This window comes from Micrococcus sp. Mcc89, from assembly GCF_024519795.1.
Classification (GTDB): domain Bacteria; phylum Actinomycetota; class Actinomycetes; order Actinomycetales; family Micrococcaceae; genus Micrococcus; species Micrococcus luteus.
The window spans coordinates 1-20995 of sequence record NZ_JALJRI010000053.1 but is presented as its reverse complement, the minus strand read 5'-3'; the positions used below and the strand labels follow the sequence as shown (position 1 = coordinate 20995).

Annotated in this window: 19 protein-coding genes and 2 tRNA genes; 18 read left to right on the top strand and 3 right to left on the bottom strand. The window is 72.9% G+C overall.

Going from position 1 to position 20995, the window contains the following annotated elements; genetic code table 11:
* The first annotated feature begins 76 nt into the window (after window positions 1-76).
* Together NR072_RS06540 and NR072_RS06535 are read left to right on the top strand one after the other, a co-directional pair.
* Window positions 77-550, top strand: coding sequence for a ribose-5-phosphate isomerase (locus tag NR072_RS06540; RefSeq protein ID WP_119217347.1), 474 nt, complete (start codon window positions 77-79; stop codon window positions 548-550).
* Window positions 551-1462 carry a DNA-formamidopyrimidine glycosylase family protein gene (locus tag NR072_RS06535; protein WP_256836573.1) on the top strand — a complete coding sequence of 304 codons (912 nt, stop codon included), beginning with the start codon at window positions 551-553 and terminating at the stop codon, window positions 1460-1462. It abuts the gene before it with no gap.
* Between the two features lie 122 nt (window positions 1463-1584).
* On the opposite strand, the gene NR072_RS06530 is transcribed toward NR072_RS06535, so the two are convergent.
* A tRNA-Gly gene (locus tag NR072_RS06530) sits at window positions 1585-1655 on the bottom strand.
* 76 nt (window positions 1656-1731) lie between these two features.
* Here NR072_RS06530 and NR072_RS06525 point away from each other — a divergent pair.
* The 7 genes from NR072_RS06525 (at window position 1732) to NR072_RS06495 (ending at window position 7927) form a co-directional block, all read left to right on the top strand.
* Entirely contained in the window at window positions 1732-2625 is an 894-nt protein-coding gene (locus NR072_RS06525; protein ID WP_095346840.1) for an SDR family oxidoreductase, read from the top strand.
* A gap of 83 nt (window positions 2626-2708) precedes the next feature.
* A tRNA-Pro gene (locus NR072_RS06520) sits at window positions 2709-2782 on the top strand.
* A 42-nt stretch (window positions 2783-2824) separates the two neighbouring features.
* Window positions 2825-4192, top strand: coding sequence for a trigger factor (gene tig / locus NR072_RS06515; protein WP_129866861.1), 1368 nt, complete (start codon window positions 2825-2827; stop codon window positions 4190-4192).
* Window positions 4193-4459: 267 nt separating this feature from the next.
* Window positions 4460-5074 (top strand): ClpP family protease, encoded by a 615-nt coding sequence (locus NR072_RS06510; RefSeq protein WP_169577765.1) that lies wholly within the window; start codon window positions 4460-4462, stop codon window positions 5072-5074.
* A 41-nt stretch (window positions 5075-5115) separates the two neighbouring features.
* On the top strand, window positions 5116-5781 hold the full coding sequence (locus NR072_RS06505; RefSeq protein ID WP_041104792.1) for an ATP-dependent Clp protease proteolytic subunit: 666 nt from the start codon (window positions 5116-5118) through the stop codon (window positions 5779-5781).
* A gap of 167 nt (window positions 5782-5948) precedes the next feature.
* Entirely contained in the window at window positions 5949-7247 is a 1299-nt protein-coding gene (clpX, locus tag NR072_RS06500) for an ATP-dependent Clp protease ATP-binding subunit ClpX (RefSeq protein WP_036316877.1), read from the top strand.
* A gap of 62 nt (window positions 7248-7309) precedes the next feature.
* Window positions 7310-7927: a DsbA family protein gene (locus NR072_RS06495; RefSeq protein WP_036316880.1), complete on the top strand. Its 618-nt coding sequence runs from the start codon at window positions 7310-7312 to the stop codon at window positions 7925-7927.
* An 83-nt stretch (window positions 7928-8010) separates the two neighbouring features.
* Here NR072_RS06495 and NR072_RS06490 read toward each other — a convergent pair whose 3' ends face one another.
* Window positions 8011-8346, bottom strand: a complete 336-nt coding sequence (locus NR072_RS06490; protein WP_036316984.1) for a membrane protein — start codon at window positions 8344-8346, stop codon at window positions 8011-8013.
* A 360-nt stretch (window positions 8347-8706) separates the two neighbouring features.
* A complete protein-coding gene (gene valS / locus NR072_RS06485; protein ID WP_256836568.1) occupies window positions 8707-11391 on the bottom strand; it encodes a valine--tRNA ligase in 2685 nt (894 codons plus the stop codon).
* A gap of 139 nt (window positions 11392-11530) precedes the next feature.
* Between valS and NR072_RS06480 the strand changes: the two genes are divergently transcribed.
* From NR072_RS06480 to cobA, 9 genes are all read left to right on the top strand, one after another.
* Entirely contained in the window at window positions 11531-12325 is a 795-nt protein-coding gene (locus tag NR072_RS06480) for an SDR family oxidoreductase (RefSeq protein ID WP_044659094.1), read from the top strand.
* Between the two features lie 43 nt (window positions 12326-12368).
* Window positions 12369-13118 (top strand): sirohydrochlorin chelatase, encoded by a 750-nt coding sequence (locus tag NR072_RS06475; RefSeq protein WP_060973643.1) that lies wholly within the window; start codon window positions 12369-12371, stop codon window positions 13116-13118.
* 118 nt (window positions 13119-13236) lie between these two features.
* A complete protein-coding gene (locus NR072_RS06470; protein ID WP_256836566.1) occupies window positions 13237-14952 on the top strand; it encodes a nitrite/sulfite reductase in 1716 nt (571 codons plus the stop codon).
* Entirely contained in the window at window positions 14949-15674 is a 726-nt protein-coding gene (locus NR072_RS06465; RefSeq protein ID WP_041104785.1) for a phosphoadenylyl-sulfate reductase, read from the top strand. The genes NR072_RS06470 and NR072_RS06465 overlap by 4 nt, the downstream gene beginning before the upstream one ends.
* Window positions 15675-15706: 32 nt before the next feature.
* Complete coding sequence (gene cysD / locus NR072_RS06460; RefSeq protein WP_256836565.1) at window positions 15707-16642, top strand: sulfate adenylyltransferase subunit CysD; 936 nt, start codon at window positions 15707-15709, stop codon at window positions 16640-16642.
* Window positions 16642-17982, top strand: a complete 1341-nt coding sequence (locus NR072_RS06455) for a sulfate adenylyltransferase subunit 1 (RefSeq protein WP_256836563.1) — start codon at window positions 16642-16644, stop codon at window positions 17980-17982. The genes cysD and NR072_RS06455 overlap by 1 nt, the downstream gene beginning before the upstream one ends.
* A gap of 31 nt (window positions 17983-18013) precedes the next feature.
* A complete protein-coding gene (locus NR072_RS06450; RefSeq protein WP_010078844.1) occupies window positions 18014-18739 on the top strand; it encodes an ABC transporter ATP-binding protein in 726 nt (241 codons plus the stop codon).
* Entirely contained in the window at window positions 18729-19652 is a 924-nt protein-coding gene (locus NR072_RS06445) for an ABC transporter permease (RefSeq protein ID WP_036316901.1), read from the top strand. The genes NR072_RS06450 and NR072_RS06445 overlap by 11 nt, the downstream gene beginning before the upstream one ends.
* The gene (gene cobA, locus NR072_RS06440) at window positions 19649-20917 is read left to right on the top strand and encodes a uroporphyrinogen-III C-methyltransferase (protein ID WP_256836562.1); all 1269 of its coding nucleotides are present in this window, start codon (window positions 19649-19651) and stop codon (window positions 20915-20917) included. The genes NR072_RS06445 and cobA overlap by 4 nt, the downstream gene beginning before the upstream one ends.
* Window positions 20918-20995: the final 78 nt, after the last annotated feature.

Here is a 20995-nt window from a genome sequence, read left to right as displayed (position 1 = left end):
CCGGGAGCAGGAGGCCGGGTGGGGTCGTCCGTAGACTGACCCCACCCGACCGTCGTCCTTCTGGAGGAGTCTGCGCATGCGCGTCCACATCGCCACCGACCACGCCGGCATGGAGCTGTCCGCCCACCTGGTGGAGCACCTCACCGCCGCCGGCTACGAGATGGTGGACCACGGACCCACCGAGTACGACCCGCAGGACGACTACCCGGGCTTCTGCATCAACGCCGCCCGCGCCGTCGTCGCCGACCGCGAGCAGGGACTGGACTCGCTCGGCATCGTGCTGGGCGGCTCCGGCAACGGCGAGCAGATCGCCGCCAACAAGGTGGTCGGCGTCCGCGCCGCCCTGGCCTGGAACCTGGACACGGCGCGGCTGGCTCGCCAGCACAACGACGCGAACGTCGTGGCCGTCGGCGGTCGGCAGCACTCGCTCGAGGAGGCCACCGAGCTCATCGAGGCCTTCCTGACCGAACCGTTCTCCCAGGACGAGCGCCACGTGCGCCGCATCGCGAAGATCGCGCACTACGAGACCACCGGAGAGGTGCTGATGTGAGTGCCTGAGGGCCACTCCGTCCACCGTCTCGCGCGCCAGTTCACCGACGTCTTCGGCGGACGCCGGATCCGCGCCACGAGTCCGCAGGGCCGCTTCGCCGAGGGGGCCGCCCTGCTCGACGGCCAGGTCCTGAAGCGCGCCCGGGCCCACGGCAAGCACTTCTTCGCCGACGTCTCCGGCGGCCACGTGCTCCACGTGCACCTGGGCATGTACGGGGCGTGGACCTTCGGCGGGGATCAGGACTTCGCGGCCGCGTCCTCGATCGGCGCACCCCGCCGGATCGGCGAGCGGGAGGTCCACGACGACGGCGCCCCGGCCGCCGAGCCCGACCGCGACGCCGACGGCTGGGTCCAGCCCCCGCCGCCGGCCTCCACGGTCCGGCTGCGACTGCGCGCCGAGCACGGCTGGGCCGACCTGATCGGCGCGAGCCGGTGCCGCGCACTCACCCGGGCCGAGGCTGCCGATGTCGTCGCCGGTCTCGGCCCGGATCCGCTCAACGACGACGATCCCGCGCCGTTCTACGACCTCGCACGGCGGACACGACGGCCGATCGGTGTCGTGCTGATGGACCAGGGGGCCGTCAGCGGGATCGGCAACATCTTCCGGGCCGAGGCGCTGTTCCGCGCCGGCATCGACCCGTGGCGGCCGGCCCGGGAGGTCTCTGCACCGGACCTGGCATTCCTCTGGGCGGACAACGCCGCGCTGATGCGGGAGGGCGTGCGGCTCGGGCGGATCGTCACCACCCGGCCGGAGCACCGGCCCGGGGTGCCCGCCGAGGCCGCGTGGCCCGAGCACGCGAACTACGTGTACCAGCGGCAGGGCCTGGCGTGCCTCGTGTGCGGGCGCGAGACGATCGTGGTGGAGGAGATGGCGGCCCGGAAGCTCTACCGCTGCCTCACCTGTCAGAGCTGAGAGGCCTGTAGTAGGCCCGACCGGGCACAGCGGTCAATGAACCGGCGCGGACGACGACGCACCCGGGAACGTCATGAGCCGGGCCATCGTGTGCACACGACGGCCCGGCTCATGAGGTCCGGAGGGGATGACGGGAATCGAACCCGCGTAGCCAGTTTGGAAGACTGGGGCTCTACCATTGAGCTACATCCCCGCGGGGCCGCGCTCGGCGCGGACCAGCGGCTGACACTGTATCACGGCGGGCCCGCGTCGGCCGTGGGGGAAGAGGCATGATGCACGGCTTTCGTCCCGCCCTCCGCAGGGCCGCGTCCGCCCTCGCCGGCCGTCGTCCCCTGTCCCTGCGCGGCACCACCGTCCTCGTGACGGGCGGCGCGTCCGGCATCGGTCGACTGATCGCCCTGGGGGCCGCCCGCCGCGGTGCGGACCGCGTCGTCGTCTGGGACCTCGACCTGCAGGGGGCTGAGGCCGTCGCCGCCGAGATCCGGTCTCAGGGCGCGGACGCCCGGGCCGAGCGCGTGGACGTGACGGATGCGGCCGCCGTCGAGGCCGCCGCCGCCCGCGCCGGAGAGGTGGACGTCGCCGTGAACAACGCGGGCGTCGTGACGGGAGCGCGCCTCGAGGACGCCACGGAGGAGGGCATCCGCCGCACCTTCGAGGTGAACGCGCTCGCGCCGTACTGGCTGACCCGGGCGGTCCTGCCCGGAATGCGGGCCCGGGACCGCGGGGCCGTGGTCACGGTGGCCTCGGCCGCGGGATTGGTCGGCGTCGCACGCCAGACGGACTATTCCGCCACCAAGCACGCCGCGGTCGGGTTCGCCGAGTCCCTCGCCGCGGAGCTGCGCAAGGACGGCAGCCGCGTCACCTCCTTGGCCGTCTGCCCCTTCTACATCGACACCGGGATGTTCGCGGGCGTGCGCAGCCGGGTGCCCTGGCTGCTGCCCGTGCTGGATCCGCACCACGTGGCGCAGGAGGTGCTGGACGCCGTCGAGGCCGGCCGCACCCGCCTGCTGCTGCCGCACGCCGTCGGCCTGATCGCGCCCCTGCGCGCCCTGCCGGCGCCCGTCTTCGACCGCGCGATGGACGTCCTCGGGGTCAACGCCACGATGGACGGCTTCACGGGCCGGCGGTCGCGGCTTTTCGCGGGTCGCGAGACGGCGCGCTAGGATTCCACAGTCTGCCCTCGGGCAGTCCCTCGGGTGCCCGGCGAGCCTCCACCGCGTGAGCCCGCCGGCGTCGGGGACGACGGCGGGGTGTAGCTCAGCTTGGTAGAGCGCGCGCTTTGGGAGCGTGAGGCCGCAGGTTCAAATCCTGTCACCCCGACTCGACGTCAAGACCATCCACCACCACCAACAGGAGTCATCCGTGGTCAAGTCCACCGCAGAGAACCTCAGCCCGACCCGCGTCAAGCTGACCGTCGAGGTGCCGTTCGAGGAGGTGAAGCCCGCCCTGGACAAGGCGTTCAAGGACATCGCCAACCAGGTCCAGATCCCGGGCTTCCGCAAGGGCAAGATCCCGGCGCGCCTGATCGAGCAGCGCTTCGGCCGCGAGATCGTCGTGGACCAGGCCGTCAACGAGGGCCTGAACACCTGGTTCTCCGCCGCCATCGCCGAGGCCGAGGTCACGCCGATCTCCCGCCCCGAGGTCGACGTGACCGCCACCCCGGACGCGGAGAACGCCGAGGGCCCGGTGGCCTTCACCGCCGAGTTCGACGTGCGCCCGACCATCGAGCTGCCCGACTACAAGGGCCTCAAGGTGACGGTGGAGCCCGCCCAGGCCACCGAGGAGGACGAGCAGAAGGCCCTCGACGCCCTGCGCTCGCGCTTCGGCTCCCTCAAGGATGTGGACCGCCCGGCCGCCCAGGACGACTTCGTCACGATGAACCTGACCGCCACGGTCGACGGCGAGCAGGTCGACCAGGCCGAGGGCCTGTCCTACCAGGTGGGCGCCGGCACCATGCTCGAGGGCATCGACGAGGCCCTCGACGGCCTGTCCGCCGGCGAGGACGCCACCTTCGAGACCACGCTCAACGGCGGCGAGCACGACGGCGAGACCGCCGTGGTCAAGCTGGAGCTGACGGCCGTCAAGGAGCGCGAGCTGCCCGAGGCCGACGACGAGTTCGCCCAGCTGGCCTCCGAGTTCGACACCATCGCCGAGCTCAAGGAGGACCTGAAGAAGCAGGCCGCCGAGGAGGCCGTGAACCGCCAGGGCGTCGAGGCCCGCGACAAGGTCCTCGAGGAGCTGGCCAAGCTCGTCGAGGTCCCGGTGCCGGACGGCGTCATCGCCGAGCAGGTCGAGCAGCACTTCTCCGCCGGCGGCCACACCGCGGGCGACGACCACGACACCGCCGAGCACCGTGCCGAGCTCGAGCAGAACACCCGCGAGGCGTTCGCCAACGAGGTCATCCTGGACGAGGTCGCCGAGGCCGAGGAGGTCACGGTCGACCAGGGTGAGCTGATCGAGTACATCATCGCCACCTCCTCCGAGTACGGCATGGACCCGAACCAGTTCGCCATGATGCTCGACCAGGGCGGGCAGATCCCGATGATCATGGGCGAGGTCCGCCGCCGCAAGGCCCTGGCCAAGGTCCTCGAGTACGCCGAGGTCACCGACACCGACGGCAAGGCCGTGGACCTGACGGCGTTCGTGACCCCGGGCGGCCAGGAGGCCCTCGACGCTGAGGCCGAGGGCGCCGAGGCCGAGGGCGCCGACGAGGCGGCCGAGCAGGCCTGATCCCGGCCGGTGGGGACGCACCCCCGCCGAGCCACGACGACGGCGCCCCCGCCCACGCCGGTGGGGGCGCCGTCGTCGTACCCGGGTCCCGGTGGGCGGCCCCGGGCGGGGGCCGCGACAACCTGCGCCAACAGCGAAACGCCGACGGCGTCCCGCGCGCTGGCCCGGACGCCCGGCTAGTGTCGGACTCGATCAGGGACCCGTCCGTCCGCGCGAGCGGCCGCCGTTCGGGAGGCCCGTGGACATCTCGACAGGAAGGCGGAAGTGATGACCGACATCACCCCCAGCATGCGTTCGGTGGACCCGGCGCAGCGCGAGGATTTCCTCTACACCCAGCTGCTGAAGTCGCGCATCGTCTGGCTGGGCGAGGACGTCCGTGACGACAACGCCAACGCGATCTGCTCCCAGCTGCTCCTGCTCTCGGCCGAGGACCCGGAGAAGGACATCTACCTGTACATCAACTCCCCGGGCGGCTCCGTCACCGCGGGCATGGCGATCTACGACACGATGCAGTACATCCCCAACGACGTCGTGACGGTGGCCACCGGCCTCGCCGCGTCCATGGGCCAGTTCCTGCTCGCCTCCGGCACCAAGGGCAAGCGCTACGCCACCCCCCACGCCCGCGTGCTGATGCACCAGCCCTCCGGCGGCATCGGCGGCACCGAGTCGGACATCCGCATCCAGGCCCAGCTGATCCTGCACATGAAGCAGGTGATGGCGGAGCTGACCGCCGAGCAGACCGGCCAGTCCGTGGAGACCATCCTCGAGGACAACGCGCGTGACAAGTGGTTCACCGCGCAGGAGGCCCTCGAGTACGGCTTCATCGACCACATCGCCGACCGTGCCGCGTCCGTGACCGGCGGCGGCGGCGTCCGGGGCTGAGCCCGGCCCGGACCGTCCCGACCCTCTCCAGGAGACCAAGAATGACCCAGTTCCCCGCCGGGCTCCCCACCGGGATGCCCTCCCTGCCCACGCCGGACGCGCGCTACATCCTCCCGCAGTTCGAGGAGCGCACCCCCTACGGCTTCAAGCGTCAGGACCCCTACGCCAAGCTCTTCGAGGACCGCATCGTCTTCCTCGGCGCGCAGGTGGACGACGCGTCGGCCGACGACGTGATGGCCCAGCTGCTCGTGCTCGAGGCGATGGACTCCGAACGTGACATCACCCTGTACATCAACTCGCCGGGCGGCTCGTTCACGGCCATGACGGCGATCTACGACACCATGCAGTTCATCCGCCCCGAGGTGCAGACCGTGTGCCTGGGCCAGGCCGCCTCCGCCGCGGCCGTGCTGCTGGCCGCGGGCGCCCCCGGCAAGCGTCTGGCGCTGCCCAACGCGCGCGTGCTGATCCACCAGCCGGCGATGCAGGGCGACCGCGGCACCGCCACGGACCTGCAGATCCACGCCCAGGAGATCAACCGGATGCGCGTGTGGATGGAGGAGACGCTGGCCTCCCTCACCAACCGCACGCCCGAGGAGGTCTCGCAGGACATCGACCGGGACAAGTTCCTCTCGGCCGAGCAGGCCCTCGAGTACGGCCTCGTGGACGAGGTCCTCGCCTCCCGCAAGATCACCCGCCCGTCTGCCTGACCGACGACGCCCGCCGAGGGGTCCGGCCGCGCGGCCGGGCCCCTCGGCGCCGACCGGGGACCCGGTCCCTTAACGTGTCCGTCCACGGCCGTATGCTGGACGGAATCTGACAGCGACGACGCCCGCGCGGGGCGGACGTCTCCGCCCGGCCTTCGAGGAGTACCACCATGGCGCGTATCGGAGAGAGCGCTGACCTGCTGAAATGCTCGTTCTGCGGGAAGAGCCAGAAGCAGGTGCGCAAGCTCATCGCCGGCCCGGGTGTCTACATCTGCGACGAGTGCATCGAGCTGTGCAACGAGATCATCGAGGAGGAGCTCGGCGAGGCGGCGGAGGCGGACGAGACCGTCCTGCCCACCCCGCAGGAGATCTTCGACCACCTCGAGAGCTTCGTGATCGGTCAGGAGGCGGCCAAGCGTTCCCTCGCCGTCGCCGTGTACAACCACTACAAGCGCGTGCGTGGGCCGCAGGCGCGGGGCGGTGACCTGGCCGACCGCCTCACCGAGCGGGACGACCTCGCGGACGTCGAGGTCGGCAAGTCGAACATCCTCATGGTCGGCCCCACCGGCTCCGGCAAGACGTATCTCGCGCAGACCCTCGCCCGGCGGCTCAACGTCCCGTTCGCGGTCGCGGACGCCACCAGCCTCACCGAGGCCGGCTATGTGGGCGAGGACGTGGAGAACATCCTCCTCAAGCTCATCCAGGCCGCGGACTACGACGTGAAGAAGGCCGAGCAGGGCATCATCTACATCGACGAGATCGACAAGATCTCGCGGAAGTCCGAGAACCCCTCCATCACCCGGGACGTCTCCGGCGAGGGGGTGCAGCAGGCCCTGCTGAAGATCCTCGAGGGCACGGTGGCGTCGGTGCCGCCGCAGGGCGGGCGCAAGCACCCCCACCAGGAGTTCCTGCAGATCGACACGTCCAACGTGCTGTTCATCGTGGCGGGCGCGTTCGCGGGCCTGGACGAGATCATCGGTTCCCGTGCCGGACGCAAGGGCATCGGGTTCGGCGCGCCCCTGAACCACCTGGGCGCGGGGGACGTCACCTACGCGGACGTGCGGCCGGAGGACCTGCTGAAGTTCGGCCTCATCCCCGAGTTCATCGGCCGCCTGCCCGTGATCACCACTGTCGAGGACCTCACGCACGAACAGCTCGTGCGGGTGCTGACCGAACCGAGGAACGCCCTGCTCAAGCAGTACCAGAAGATGTTCCTCATGGACGGCGTGGAGCTCGAGTTCGAGCAGGACGCCCTGGACGCCGTCGTCGCCCAGGCCGAGGCCCGCGGCACCGGCGCCCGCGGCCTGCGCTCCATCATGGAGAACGTCCTCAAGCCCGTGATGTTCGAGCTGCCCTCCCGTTCGGATGTGGGCACGGTCGTCATCTCCGGGGACGTGGTGCGCGGCGAGGCCGAGCCCACGCTCATCCCGGCCGAGGTGGAACGACGTCGACGCGGCCGGAGCGCCTGACCGCCGTCGCCCAGCAGGACCGACCGGAGCCGAGACGGCTCCCTGACCGCAAGGAGCACAGCATGACCGACACCACGCAGCAGCCCACCGTCGACTTCTACTTCGACGCCACGTGCCCGTTCGCCTGGATCACCTCCCGGTGGATCCTGGAGGTCCAGAAGGTGCGCGACGTGCGGGTGGTCTTCAAGATCATGTCGCTCGCCGTCCTGAACGAGGGCCGCGACCTGGACCCCGACTACCTGGCCCGCCTCGAGAAGGCCTGGCTGCCGGCCCGCGCCGCCGTGCAGGTGCGCGAGCGGCACGGTGCCGAGGCGCTCGGCCCGTGGTACACCGCGGTCGGCACCCGCATCCACGAGCAGGGCCGCACGGACTACGAGGCCGTGGTGGCCGAGGCCCTCGAGGAGCTGGGCCACGACGCGGACATCCTGGACGCCGCCCGCACCGACGTGGCCGACGAGCAGCTGCGCGCCAGCCAGAAGGAGGCGGAGGACCTCGTGGGCAACGACGTCGGCACGCCCGTCGTGGCGTTCAACGGCACGGCCTTCTTCGGTCCCGTGATGACCCGCATCCCGCGCGGCGAGGAGGCGGGCCGCATCTTCGACGGCGCCGTCGCCCTGGCCGACTTCCCGTACTTCTACGAGATCAAGCGGGCCCGCACCACGGATCCGCAGTTCGACTGAGCCCCCGGCTCGCACGAGACCGGCCCCACACCTTCAGCGCGAAGGTGTGGGGCCGGCGTCGTCGGGGTGCGGGGCGGCGGGGGTCAGCTGCGCGCCACTCTGCCGGCCGCGCGGATCAGGGGGACCTGCAGGGGCAGCCGCCCGAGGGAGACCAGTTGCGCCGGCCAGGGCCGGCGTCGCCACCGCCAGGCCATCCACGCATTGCCGGGCCACACGCCGAGGAAGAGCGCCTGCGCGGCGCGTCCGCCCGCGCGCCGGGTGCGCGGGACGGCCAGCAGACCCGCCACGGCCAGCTCGGCCACGCCGGAGCCGTGGGTCCACGCGCGGGCCGAGCCGGGCAGGAACGGCGGGATCAGCCCGTCGAAGGGCTCAGGTCGGACGAAGTGGAGCACGCCCATGGCGGCGAGGGCGGCGGACATTCGCCGGGCGGAGGAGTCGCAGGCGCGGCGGCCGGCCGGGGCGGGATCGGGTGTCGGTCTCATCCTCTCAGTGTCCACCCCTGCCGCGGTGACCGCACTGCGACATGCGGCAGGAGCACGACCGGGAGGTGCACCACGACACCCCCGGGAGGGCCGCCTCCCGACGAACTCCGATCCGGCGGCGGACTGTCCGACGCGTGCTGTGCCCTACCGGATCCGGGCCACGAACATCCCACGCTGACGGCAGACTCGGGTTTGCAGCACGGGCGCGACGACGGCCCCGCCGCCCGTGATGGGCGACGGGGCCGTCGTCGTGCCGCGTGCGCTCCCGAGACACCGTCCGGGAACGCGCGGCGCGGGTCAGTCGTCGTCGACCGGTGCGAGCTGCACGTCGGAGACGGTCAGGGGCGCGGACTCGCCGGCCTCGCCCTGCGTGAGGGACAGGTCCGCGATGTTGCCGGCCGCCTTGAGGTCCGCCAGGCCGCCGCGCAGCTTCTCGAGCCAGTCGGCCGGTCCGGTCACCACGGCGGAGCGCACCTCGGTGCGCTGCTTCACCTTGGCCTCGGACTTCGCCTTGCGGATGCCGCCCAGGACCTGCGCCACGGTGGGCAGGACCTCGGCGTCGCCGGCGGAGGCGGCGAAGGACAGGGACGCCACCTCGTCCGCGGCGCCCGGCCACGCGGCGGTGTGCACGGAGCCGGCGCGCCACCAGCTCCACACCTCCTCGGTGGCGAACGGCTGGAACGGGGCCAGCAGACGCAGCAGGGCGTCCAGGGTGGTGGCCAGCGTGGTCACCACCGAGGCCTGCTCGGCCTCGCCGTGGCCACCGTAGGCACGGTCCTTCACGAGCTCCACGTAGTCGTCCGTGAAGGCCCAGAAGAACTGCTCGGTCACGTTGAGGGCGCGTGCGTAGTCGTAGGCCTCGAACGCGCGGGTCGCCTGCTCCACGGTGGCCGCGAGGCGCGTCAGCAGGGAGGCGTCCAGCGGGTTGGTGACGGCCGCGGCGTCGTCGGCCGTGCGGATGACGGCGTCCTGCGTGGCGCCCAGGTTCAGCACGAACTTGGCGGCGTTGAGCAGCTTGATGGCCAGGCGGCGGCCGATCTTCATCTGCGCCACCTCGTAGGCGGTGTCCGCGCCGAGGCGGGCCGAGGCGGCCCAGTAGCGGACGGCGTCCGAGCCGAACTGGTCCAGGATGTCGGTCGGGACCACCACGTTGCCCTTGGACTTGGACATCTTCTTGCGGTCCGGGTCGAGGATCCAGCCGGAGAGCGCGGTGTCCGTCCACGGCACGGAGCCGTTGAGGGCGTGGGCGCGCACCACGGTGGAGAACAGCCAGGTGCGGATGATGTCGTGGCCCTGCGGGCGCAGATCGAACGGGAAGACGTTGTTGAAGAACGCCTCGTCACGGGACCAGCGGCCCACGATCTGCGGGGTCAGCGAGGAGGTGGCCCAGGTGTCCAGGACGTCCGGGTCGCCGGTGAAGCCGCCGGGGACGTCGCGCTGGTCCTCGGAGTAGCCCGGGGCGGCCTCGGCGGCCGGGTCCACGGGGAGCTGCTCGTCGGCCGGGAGGATCGGGTTCTCATAGTCGGGCTCACCCTCCGCGTCCAGCGGGTACCAGACCGGGATCGGCACCCCGAAGAAGCGCTGGCGGGAGACGAGCCAGTCACCGTTGAGGCCCTCGACCCAGTTCTCGTAGCGGTGGCGCATGTGCTCCGGGTGCCAGGAGAGCTCGCGGCCGCGCTCGATCAGCTCCGCGCGGCGGTCGGCGTCGCGGCCGCCGTTGCGGATGTACCACTGGCGGGAGGTGACGACCTCGAGCGGCTTGTCGCCCTTCTCGTAGAAGTTCACGGCGTGCATGATCTTCTTCGGCTCTCCGTCCAGCAGGCCGGCCGCGGTGAGGGCGTCCACCACACCCTGCTTGGCGGAGAACACGGTCTTGCCGGCCACGGTGTCCGCATAGGCCTGTCGGCCGGCGTCCGTGGTGATCCACTCGGGGGTGTCGGCGGCGAACCGGCCGTCACGGCCGATCAGGGTGCGGGTGGGCAGCTGCAGCTCGCGCCACCAGGTGACGTCGTTGAGATCGCCGAAGGTGCAGACCATGGCGATGCCGGAGCCCTTGTCCGGCTTGGCCAGCGGGTGCGGGAAGACCTCGACCTCCACGCCGTACAGCGGGGAGGTGACGGTCGTGCCGAACAGGTGCTGGTAGCGCTCGTCGTCCGGGTGGGCGACCAGGCCGGAGCAGGAGGCCAGCAGCTCGGGGCGGGTGGTCTCGATGAAGACCTGCTCGCCGTCCGCAGCGGTGAAGGCGTAGCGGTGGTAGGCGCCGGGGACCTCGCGGTCCTCGAGCTCGGCCTGGGCCACGGCGGTGCGGAAGGTCACGTCCCACATGGTGGGGGCCTCGGCCAGATAGGCGTCGCCCGAGGCGATGCCGGCCAGGAAGGCGCGCTGGGAGACGGCGCGGGAGACGTCGTCGATGGTCCGGTAGGTCATGTCCCAGTCGACGGACAGGCCGAGACGGGTGAAGAGGTCTTCGAAGACCTTCTCGTCCTCGACGGCGAGCTCCTCGCAGAGCTCGATGAAGTTCCTGCGGGAGATCACGTCCCAGTCGCGCTGGTTCTTCGCCGGCTTCTCCGGCGGGCGGTAGCCCTCCACGTACGGCTTGGCGGGGTCGCAGCGGACGCCGTAGTAGTTCTGCACACGGCGCTCGGTGGGCAGGCCGTTGTCGTCCCAGCCCATCGGGTAGAACACGTTCTTGCCGTTCATGCGCTGGTACCGGGCGAGCACGTCGGTCTGCGTGTAGGAGAAGACGTGGCCCACATGCAGGGAGCCGGAGGCGGTCGGCGGGGGAGTGTCGATCGAGTAGACCTGCTCGCGGGTGGTCTGCGTGTCGAACGCGTACGTGCGCTCGTCGGCCCAGCGGGCGGTCAGCTTCTCCTCGAGGCCCTCGAGGGCCGGCTTGTCCGGCACGGCCACGGCGCCGGCGGCGGGGGTGGACGGGGTCGATGCGTCGATGGGCGTGTCTGTGCCCTGCGTGTTCTCAGCCATGCCCGCCATCCTCCCATGACCGGGGCGGCGGGCCGGGCCTGCGACGACGCCCGGGACGTCCCGCCCTTTCAGCCGCTCGACCTGGCGGAGGTGATCCGGGCGGTGCTCCGAACGGCACGGCTCGGCTACGGTCGGAGGCGTGAGCCACACCCATGAACCTGCGAAGAACCCCGCCCGCGCCGCCGTCGTGACGGGGGCCACGAGCGGCATCGGCCGCGCCACGGCCCTCGAGCTCGCCCGCCGCGGCTGGCGCGTGTACGCCGTCGGCCGCCGGGCCGAGCGCCTCGAGACCCTCGCTGCCGACGCCCGGGCCGAGGGCGTGAGCGGCGACGTCGTCCCCGCCGCCCTGGACGTCACGGACGAGGCCGCCGTCGCCGCGCTGGCCTCGCGCGTCGAGGCCGACGGCGGCGCCGACACCCTCGTCAACATCGCCGGCGGAGCGCTCGGCACGGACGCGGTGGGCGTGGGCGACCGCGCCGACTGGGAGTGGATGTACCGCGTCAACGTGCTCGGCACCCTGACGATGTGCCAGGCGTTCCTGCCCATGCTCCGCGCCCACGGCGAGGGCACCGTGCTCAACCTGACCTCGACCGCCGCCGTCACCGCCTACGAGGGCGGCGCCGGCTACAACGCCGCGAAGATGGGCCAGCACGGGCTCACCGGCGCGCTGCGCCTGGAGGAGGCCGAGCACAACGTGCGGGTGATCGAGGTGCTCCCGGGCATGGTCCACACCGAGGAGTTCTCCCGCAACCGCCTGGGCGGCGACCAGTCCGCCGCGGACGCCGTGTATGCGGGCGTGGAGAAGCCGCTCACCGCCGAGGACGTCGCCGAGGTGTGCGTCCACGCCGTCGAGCTGCCCCACCACGTGAACCTGGATCAGATCGTGATGCGGCCGGTCGCCCAGGCCGCCCAGCACAAGGTGATCCGCCGGTGAGCGGCGGGCCGCAGAACGTGTGGGCCGACGCGGTGGGCTCGGCATGAGCGCGCCCGTGCTGCACGTGATCGCCTGCGCCCACGGCACGCACGACGCGGCCGGCCGCGACGTGATCGACGGCCTCCGTGCCGACCTGGCGGCCCTCCTGGCCGCCGAGGGGCCGGGCGCCCAGGTCCACGAGGCCTACGTGGACGTGCAGAGCCCCTCCCTCGACGAGGTCGTGGCGGCCCTGCCCCCGGGGGAGCCGGCCGTGATCGTGCCGCTGCTGCTGTCCCTGGGCCATCACGTCCACCACGACATCCACCACGCCGCGGCCGCCCGACCCGGCACGATCGCCGCCGCACCGCTGGCCGGGGCCGGGGACGACGTCGAGCCGCGCCTGGTGACCGTTCTGGCCGAGCGGGTGGCCCGGGCGGTGCCGGCCGGTGAGGCCGCGACATCGGACATCATCCTGGCGGCGGCCGGCACCCGCGCCGCGGACGGCCAGGCCCAGGTGCACGCCCTGGCCGGGGCCCTGGCCCGGGCCACGGGACTGCCCGTGACCGCGGCGTTCGGGGCGGCGGCCACCCCCCGTGTGCCCGACGCCGTCTCCCGGGTGCGCGCCGCCGGCCGTCGCGCCGTGGTGGCCGCCCACCTCTTGGCCCCCGGGTACTTCCACGACCGACTCGGCGAGAGCGGCGCGGACGCGGTCACCGACCCCCTGCTGCCGCATCCGCTGGTGGCGCGGATCGCCCTGGACCGGCTGCGGTCCGCCCTCGCCGAGGCCCCGAGGGGAGCCGCCGGAGGCCGCTGAGCCGTTCGTCACACGACCGGGGCCGGGCCGGGCACCGACCGCGGCCCGGCCCCGGGAACGTGACGAACCGCGTCGACGATCTTGGGGGCTGGCATGCCGGGTTCCTAGCGTGGCGGCCATGACCCAGGTGAACGAGACGTCGAGGCCGGCGCGCACTCCGCGCCGTCCCTCCGCCAAGCCGCACGGCCAGTGGAAGGTGGACGGGACCGCCCCCCTGAACCACAACGAGGAGTTCAAGCAGCAGGACGACGGCCTGAACGTCCGCGAGCGCATCGAGCAGGTCTACGCCCACGAGGGCTTCGACTCGATCCCCTCGGACGACCTGCACGGCCGCTTCCGCTGGTGGGGCCTGTACACCCAGCGCCGGCAGGGGATCGACGGCGGCAAGACCGCCACCCTGGAGCCCCACGAACTCGAGGACCGCTACTTCATGCTGCGCGTGCGCATCGACGGCGGTGACCTCACCACCGAGCAGCTGCGCGTGATCGGCGGGATCTCCACCGACTTCGGCCGTGACACCGCGGACATCACCGACCGGCAGAACGTCCAGCTGCACTGGATCCGCGTCGAGGACGTCCCCGAGATCTGGCGGCGCCTGGAGTCCGTGGGCCTGTCCACCACCGAGGCCTGCGGCGACGTGCCGCGCGTGATCCTCGGCTCACCGGTGGCCGGGATCGCCGCGGACGAGATCATCGACCCCACGCCCGTGATCCGGGAGATCGCGGACCGCTGGATCGGCGACCTCGAGGTCTCCAACCTGCCCCGCAAGTTCAAGACCGCCATCACCGGACATCCCTCCCAGGACGTGGTCCATGAGATCAACGACGTCTCCCTGATCGGTGTGGTGCACCCCGAGCTGGGCCCCGGCTACGACCTGTGGGTCGGCGGCGGCCTGTCCACGAAGGCCCGCCTGGCCGACCGGATCGGTGCGTTCGTCTCGGCCGAGCGCGCCCCCGAGGTGTGGCACGCCGTCGTGAGCATCTTCCGTGACTACGGCTACCGGCGCCTGCGCAACAAGGCCCGCATGAAGTACCTGCTCGAGGACTGGGGGCCGGAGAGGTTCCGCACCGTGCTGGAGGAGGAGTACCTCGGCTACGCCCTGCCCGACGGACCCGCCCCGTCCCCCCCCACCCCCCCCCGCGACCACGTGGGGGTCCACGAGCAGAAGGACGGCCGCTTCTACATCGGCGCCGCCCCCGTCGTCGGCCGCTCCAGCGGCACCACCCTCACCGCCCTCGCGGACCTGCTCGAGGCCCACGGCTCCACGCGGCTGCGGACCACCCCCCACCAGAAGATCGTGGTGCTGGACGTGGAGCGGGACCGGGTGGACGCCGTCGTGGCCGGCTTGAAGGAGCTGGGACTGGATCCGGAGCCGTCCGTGTTCCGCCGCTCCACCATCGCCTGCACGGGCCTGGAGTTCTGCAAGCTCGCCATCGTGGACACGAAGGACACCGCCACCGCCGCGATCGCCCAGCTCGAGGAGCGCCTGGCCGACCTCGCCGACCGCCTCCCCGAGCGGCTGAGCCTGCATGTGAACGGCTGCCCCAACTCCTGCGCCCGCATCCAGACCGCGGACATCGGCCTGAAGGGCCAGCTGCTCCCGGACGACGACGGCGGCCAGACGCCCGGCTTCCAGGTCCACCTGGGCGGCGGGCTGGCCTCCGTGGACCGCGCCGAGGCCGGCCTCGGACGCAGCGTCCGCGGCCTGAAGGTCCGCGCGGACGGGCTGGTCGACTACGTCGAGCGCCTCGTCCGCCGGTACGACGAGCAGCGCGAGCCGGGCGAGACCTTCGCCCGGTGGGCGCACCGAGTCGACGAGGAGGCCCTCCGATGAGCACCGTTCCCCCCACCCGTCCGACCGAGGACCTCGAGCGCCTGCAGGCACTCGCGGAGTCCGGCGCCGCCGAGCTCGGCTGGGACGCCCCCGCCGCGGCGGTGGTCGACTGGGCCGCCCGCCATGTGGACCTCCGCCGGGCCGCCGTCGCCTGCTCCATGGCCGACGCCGTCCTGCCGCACCTGGTGGCGCAGCGGATGCCCGGCGTGGACGTCCTCTTCCTGGAGACCGGCTATCACTTCACCGAGACCCTCGCGACGCGCGACGAGGTGGCCCGCCGCCTCGACGTCACCGTGGTGGACGTGCTGCCGGAGCTGACCGTGGCCGAGCAGGACGAGCGCCACGGCAAGGACCTGTTCGCCCGTGACCCGGGGCTGTGCTGCGCGATGCGCAAGGTCGAGCCCCTCAACCGGGCGCTGGCCGGATACGACCTGTGGTTCACCGGCGTCCGCCGGGACGAGGCGCCGACGCGCACGAACACCCCGCTGGTGGGCTGGGACGAGGCCCACGGCATGGTCAAGGTCAACCCCGTCGCCCCGTGGAGCTTCGACGACCTGGTCGGCTACGCCACGGACCACGACGTGCCCGTGAACCTGCTCCTGCAGAACGGCTACCCGTCGATCGGCTGCCGTCCCTGCACCCGCCCCGTCGCCCCCGGGGAGGACCCCCGAGCCGGGCGCTGGGCCGGGACCGCGAAGACCGAGTGCGGCATCCACGTCTGAGCGCCGCACCCGAGACAGACCAAGGAGACACGATGACCCTCACCCATGCCCCCGACCCGGGGACCGTGAGCCCCGCCGGGCCCGACGTCCAGGACGCCCTGGAGGCCGAGGCGATCCACATCGTCCGCGAGGTGGTGGCCGAGTTCGAGCGCCCCGCCATGCTCTTCTCGGGCGGCAAGGACTCGGTGGTGATGCTCCACCTGGCCGCGAAGGCCTTCTGGCCGGGCAGGATCCCCTTCCCGGTGGTCCACGTGGACACCGGCCACAACTTCCCCGAGGTCCTCGAGTTCCGCGACCGCACGGTGGAGCGGCTCGGCCTGCGGCTCGTGGTGGGCTCCGTGCAGGAGTACATCGACCGCGGCGAGCTGCGTGAGCGCGCCGACGGCACCCGCAACACCCTGCAGACCACCCCCCTGCTGGACACGATCCGGACCAACCGGTTCGACGCCGTCTTCGGGGGAGGCCGCCGTGACGAGGACAAGGCGCGGGCCAAGGAGCGGATCATCAGCCTGCGGGACGCGTTCGGCCAGTGGGACCCGCGCAACCAGCGCCCCGAGCTGTGGAACCTCTACAACGGCCGTCACACCCCCGGCCAGCACGTCCGCGCGTTCCCCATCAGCAACTGGACCGAGCTGGACGTGTGGCGGTACATCGCCCGCGAGGGCATCGAGCTGCCCTCCATCTACTACGCGCACGAGCGGGAGGTCTTCCGCCGCGACGGCATGTGGCGCGCCGTGGGGGAGCACTCCCGCCCGGCCGAGGGCGAGGAGGTCACCACGCGGACGGTGCGCTACCGCACGGTGGGCGACATGTCCTGCACCGGCGCCGTCCTCTCGGAGGCCGCCACCGTCGAGGACGTCGTGCTCGAGGTCGCCGCCTCCACCCTGACCGAACGCGGGGCCACCCGCGCCGACGACCGCATCTCCGAGGCGGCCATGGAAGATCGCAAGAAGGACGGGTACTTCTGATGAGCACCGCACTGCTGGACCGGCACGCCCCCGCCGGGACCCTGTTCCGCCTGGCCACGGCCGGCTCGGTCGACGACGGCAAGTCCACCCTCGTGGGCCGCCTCCTGCACGACTCCAAGGCCGTCCTGGCCGACCAGCTCGAGGCCGTGGCCCGCACTTCCGCCGAGCGCGGCTTCGGCGGTGCCGAGGGCGGGCTGGACCTGGCGCTGCTGACCGACGGCCTGCGCGCCGAGCGGGAGCAGGGGATCACGATCGACGTCGCGTACCGGTACTTCGCCACGGACCGGCGCACCTTCGTGCTGGCCGACTGCCCCGGGCACGTGCAGTACACCCGGAACACCGTCACGGGCGCCTCGACGGCCGACGCCGTCGTGCTGCTCGTGGACGCCCGCAAGGGCGTGGTGGAGCAGACCCGACGCCACCTCAGCGTGGTGGCCCTGCTGCGGGTGCCGCACGTGATCGTCGCGGTCAACAAGATCGATCTCGTGGACTACGCCGAGGAGGTCTTCACCGCGATCGCCGAGGACGTGCGGCGCGTGGCCCGGGAGCTCGGCCTCTCCGACGCGGTGAGCGTCCCGGTGTCCGCCCTGCAGGGCGACAACGTGGTCACCCGCTCCGAGCGGACGGACTGGTACACCGGCCCCACGCTCATGGAGCTGCTCGAGTCGCTGCCCGGGGTGGACGCCGAGGACGACGCCGCCGCCTCCTTCCGCTTCCCGGTGCAGCTCGTGGTGCGCCCCCAGGGCGCCCTGGCCCCCGGCCTCGACCCCGAGGTCTTCCGCGACTACCGCGGCTACGCCGGGCAGGTGGTGGCGGGCACCGTCCGGCCCGGGGACGCCGTCGCCGTCCTCACCCCGGGGCAGCCGGCGCGCACCACCACCGTGGTGGGCGTGGACGCCGCCGGGGAATCCCTCGAGGAGGCCTCCTCCCCGCAGTCGGTGGTCCTGCGCCTGGCCGACGAGGTGGACGTGGCCCGCGGGGACACGATCGCCGCCGCGGACACCGCCCCGCGCCCCACCACGGAGGTGGCCGCCGCGCTGTGCTGGCTCTCCGCCGCACCGCTGCGCGTCGGGCAGCAGGTCCTCGTCAAGCACGGCACCGCCGTCGTCCGGGCGCTCGTCCAGGAGGTGGCCGGCCGGCTCGACCTCGACACCCTGCGGCTCGACCCGGCCGAGACCCTCGGGCTCAACGACATCGGACAGGTGCGCCTGCACCTGGCCGCGCCGCTGCCCGTGGAGCCCTACGCCGTGCATCGGCGCACCGGGGCGTTCCTCGTGATCGACCCCCACGACGGGGCCACGCTCGCCGCCGGCATGGTGCGCGGCCGCGACGAGGCCTGAGACGGATGACGACGGGGCGACGGGAGCGGTCATGACGGTGGTGATGGAGGACGTGGGCAAGAGCTTCGGCGGGCCCACGCCCGTGCTGGAGGACGTCTCCGTGCGGATCGAGCCGGGCGAGTTCGTCTGCCTGCTCGGCGCGTCCGGATGCGGCAAGTCCACCCTGCTGAACATCATCGCCCGGCTCGAGGCGCCCACCGCGGGCGTCGTCAAGACCCCCCGGGAGGGGGCCGCGTTCATGTTCCAGGACGCCGCCCTCTTCCCGTGGCTCACCGCCCGCGGCAACATCGAGCTCGCCCTCCGCTTCGCCGGTGTGGCCGCGGGGGAGCGTCGGGAGCGTGCCGGGGAGCTGCTGCGCCTCGTCCACCTGGACGACGCCGCCGACCTGCGACCCCACCAGCTCTCCGGCGGCATGCGCCAGCGCGTCGCCCTGGCCCGGGCCCTCGCCCAGGACCGCCCCCTGCTGCTCATGGACGAGCCGTTCGCGGCCTTGGACGCGATCACCCGCGACCTGCTGCATGGGGAGCTCGAGCGCGTGTGGCGGCAGACCGGCCGGACGGTCGTGTTCGTCACCCACAACGTGGCCGAGGCCGTCCGCCTCGGCCAGCGGGTGCTGCTGCTGTCCTCACGTCCGGGTCGCGTCGTCGCCGAATGGGACGTGCCCGCAGCCGCCCGCCACGACGCGCCCGCCGCGGCCGCCCTCACGGCCGCCATCACCGCCCGACTCGGTCAGGAGATCCGTCGCCATGCGCACTGACACCCCCACCCTCGACGCCCCCGGCCGCGCGCCGGGGGCCGCCACCGACGACGAGCTGCGCGAGCTCGACAGCGGCCTCGACGCGCTCCAGGCCGTCGACTCGACCCGTCGGACGGGTCTGGCCGGGTGGGACTGGAGCCGGGTCCTGCTCCCGGTGGCCGCCGTCGTCCTGCTCGTGGCGATCTGGCAGGCCTTCGCGTGGCTGGCCGGTGCGCGCGGCGAGCCGATCACCGGTCCCGGCGACGTCCTCGGGGCCTTCGGGACGCTGTGGGCCCAGGGTCTCGTCCAGCAGGCAGTGGCGACGTCGGTGGGCCGCGCCGTCGTCGGCTTCGCACTCGCCGTGGTCGTCGGCGTCGGGCTGGGCCTCGTGCTCGGACAGGTCAGCGTCCTGCGGCGGGCGTTCGGCCCGCTGCTCACGGCCCTGATGGTGCTGCCCAACGTGGCCTGGGTGCCGCTCGCGGTGCTGTGGTTCGGCCTCAGCGACGCCACCGCGTACTTCGTGATGCTCACCGGCGCCGTCCCCGCCGTGGTCGCCGGCCTCACCACCGGCACGGACCAGGTGCCGCCGCAGCTGCGTCGCGCGGCCCGGGTGCTGGGCGCCTCGCGTCTCGAGACCGCCCTGCTGGTGGTCCTCCCGGCCGCCCTGCCCGCCTTCGTCTCCGGCCTGCGCCAGGGCTGGGCCTTCGCGTGGCGAGGCCTCATGGCCGCCGAGATCATCGCCGTCGGCGGGCCCATGGGCGTGGGACTCGGGACCCTGCTCCACGAGGGACGTGCCGCGTCCGACCTCGCCGTCGTCCTCTGCGCCGTCCTGACCATCCTGGCCGTCGGCGTCCTCGTCGAACTGGCCGCATTCGGCCCCGTCGAGCGGCGCATGCTGCGCCGCCGCGGGCTGCTGGAAGGGAGCACGCGATGACCGCGTCCGATCTGTACCCCACCTCCCTGCGTCTGCTCGGCCGGCCCGTCCTGATCGTGGGCGGCGGGCGCGTGGCCGGCCGCCGCGTGGGTTCCCTCCTCGACGCCGGCGCGCTCGTCACCGTGGTGGCCCCGAAGCCGGGGGAGGAGGTGGAGCGGCTCGCGGCGGCCGGCCTGCTCACCCTGCATCGCCGCCCCTACCGCCCGTCCGACCTCGACGGGGTCTGGTTCGCCCAGACCGCCACCGGCGACCGGGCCGTGGACGGGGCCGTGGCCTCCGACGCCGAGGCCCGCCGCGTCTGGTGCGTCGACGCCTCCGATGCCGAGTCCTCCGCCGCCTGGACGCCCGCCGTCGTCCGGGCCGGGGACGTGACCGTGGCCGTCAACGCCGGGGGAGACCCTCGCCGCGCCCGCGCCCTGAAGGACGCGATCACCCTCGCCCTGTCCACGGGGCGGCTGCCGCTGCGCCGGCGGCGCACGTCCTCCGAGCCCGGCCGCGTGGCCCTCGTCGGCGGCGGCCCCGGCGACTCCGGGCTCATCACCGTGCGCGGCCGACAGCTGCTCGCGGAGGCCGACGTGGTGGTCGCCGACCGGCTGGGCCCGCGCGCCCTCCTGGCCGAGCTGGACCCGGCGGTGCCCGTGATCGAGGTCGGCAAGGCCCCCGGGAACCACCTGGCCACGCAGGACGAGATCAACGCCGTCCTGGTCCGGGAGGCCCGGGCCGGCCGCCTCGTCGTCCGGCTCAAGGGCGGCGACCCGTACGTGCTCGGCCGCGGCGGCGAGGAGGCAGCGCACTGTCGCGCCCACGGCGTCGACGTCGAGGTGGTGCCCGGTGTCACGAGCGCCGTCTCGGTGCCCGCCGCCGCGGGGATCCCGGTCACCCATCGCGGCGTCGCCACCGGCTTCACGCTGGTGACCGGCCACGAAGAGCTGTCCGAAGTGCCCACCCGGGCCGACCACACGCTCGTCCTGCTGATGGGCGTGCGCCGGCTCGCGGACACCGCGCGCCGACTGACGGAGCGCGGCCTCGACGGCGCGACGCCCGTGGCGATCATCGAGCGCGGCTGGATGCCGGACCAGCGGGTCACCGTGGGCACGGTGGAGACCATCGCCGCGCAGGCGGCCGCCGTCGGTGTGGAGAACCCCGCCGTGATCGTCGTGGGCGACGTCGTGCGCCTGAGCCCCTACGCCACCGGCGCGCCTGCGGCCGGCATCCCTGCCCCGATCTTGACCCTGAACCCGACCTCCGAAGGAGCACGAGCATGACCCCGACCCCCTCGTCCTCGAGGCCTGACCGCCCGTTGCGCATCGCCATCATCGGTGCCGGACCCGCCGGGGTGTACA

What these genes read in the sequence shown, in the direction of transcription:
- NR072_RS06540 (WP_119217347.1), top strand. Translation starts at nt 77, where the DNA reads ATGCGCGTCCACATCGCCACCGACCACGCCGGCATGGAGCTGTCCGCC.
- NR072_RS06525 (WP_095346840.1), top strand. Translation starts at nt 1,732, where the DNA reads ATGATGCACGGCTTTCGTCCCGCCCTCCGCAGGGCCGCGTCCGCCCTC.
- NR072_RS06510 (WP_169577765.1), top strand. Translation starts at nt 4,460, where the DNA reads ATGACCGACATCACCCCCAGCATGCGTTCGGTGGACCCGGCGCAGCGC.
- NR072_RS06505 (WP_041104792.1), top strand. Translation starts at nt 5,116, where the DNA reads ATGACCCAGTTCCCCGCCGGGCTCCCCACCGGGATGCCCTCCCTGCCC.
- clpX (WP_036316877.1), top strand. Translation starts at nt 5,949, where the DNA reads ATGGCGCGTATCGGAGAGAGCGCTGACCTGCTGAAATGCTCGTTCTGC.
- NR072_RS06495 (WP_036316880.1), top strand. Translation starts at nt 7,310, where the DNA reads ATGACCGACACCACGCAGCAGCCCACCGTCGACTTCTACTTCGACGCC.
- NR072_RS06490 (WP_036316984.1), bottom strand. Translation starts at nt 8,346, where the DNA reads ATGTCCGCCGCCCTCGCCGCCATGGGCGTGCTCCACTTCGTCCGACCT.
- valS (WP_256836568.1), bottom strand. Translation starts at nt 11,391, where the DNA reads ATGGCTGAGAACACGCAGGGCACAGACACGCCCATCGACGCATCGACC.
- NR072_RS06475 (WP_060973643.1), top strand. Translation starts at nt 12,369, where the DNA reads ATGAGCGCGCCCGTGCTGCACGTGATCGCCTGCGCCCACGGCACGCAC.
- NR072_RS06470 (WP_256836566.1), top strand. Translation starts at nt 13,237, where the DNA reads ATGACCCAGGTGAACGAGACGTCGAGGCCGGCGCGCACTCCGCGCCGT.
- NR072_RS06465 (WP_041104785.1), top strand. Translation starts at nt 14,949, where the DNA reads ATGAGCACCGTTCCCCCCACCCGTCCGACCGAGGACCTCGAGCGCCTG.
- cysD (WP_256836565.1), top strand. Translation starts at nt 15,707, where the DNA reads ATGACCCTCACCCATGCCCCCGACCCGGGGACCGTGAGCCCCGCCGGG.
- NR072_RS06455 (WP_256836563.1), top strand. Translation starts at nt 16,642, where the DNA reads ATGAGCACCGCACTGCTGGACCGGCACGCCCCCGCCGGGACCCTGTTC.
- NR072_RS06450 (WP_010078844.1), top strand. Translation starts at nt 18,014, where the DNA reads ATGACGGTGGTGATGGAGGACGTGGGCAAGAGCTTCGGCGGGCCCACG.
- NR072_RS06445 (WP_036316901.1), top strand. Translation starts at nt 18,729, where the DNA reads ATGCGCACTGACACCCCCACCCTCGACGCCCCCGGCCGCGCGCCGGGG.
- cobA (WP_256836562.1), top strand. Translation starts at nt 19,649, where the DNA reads ATGACCGCGTCCGATCTGTACCCCACCTCCCTGCGTCTGCTCGGCCGG.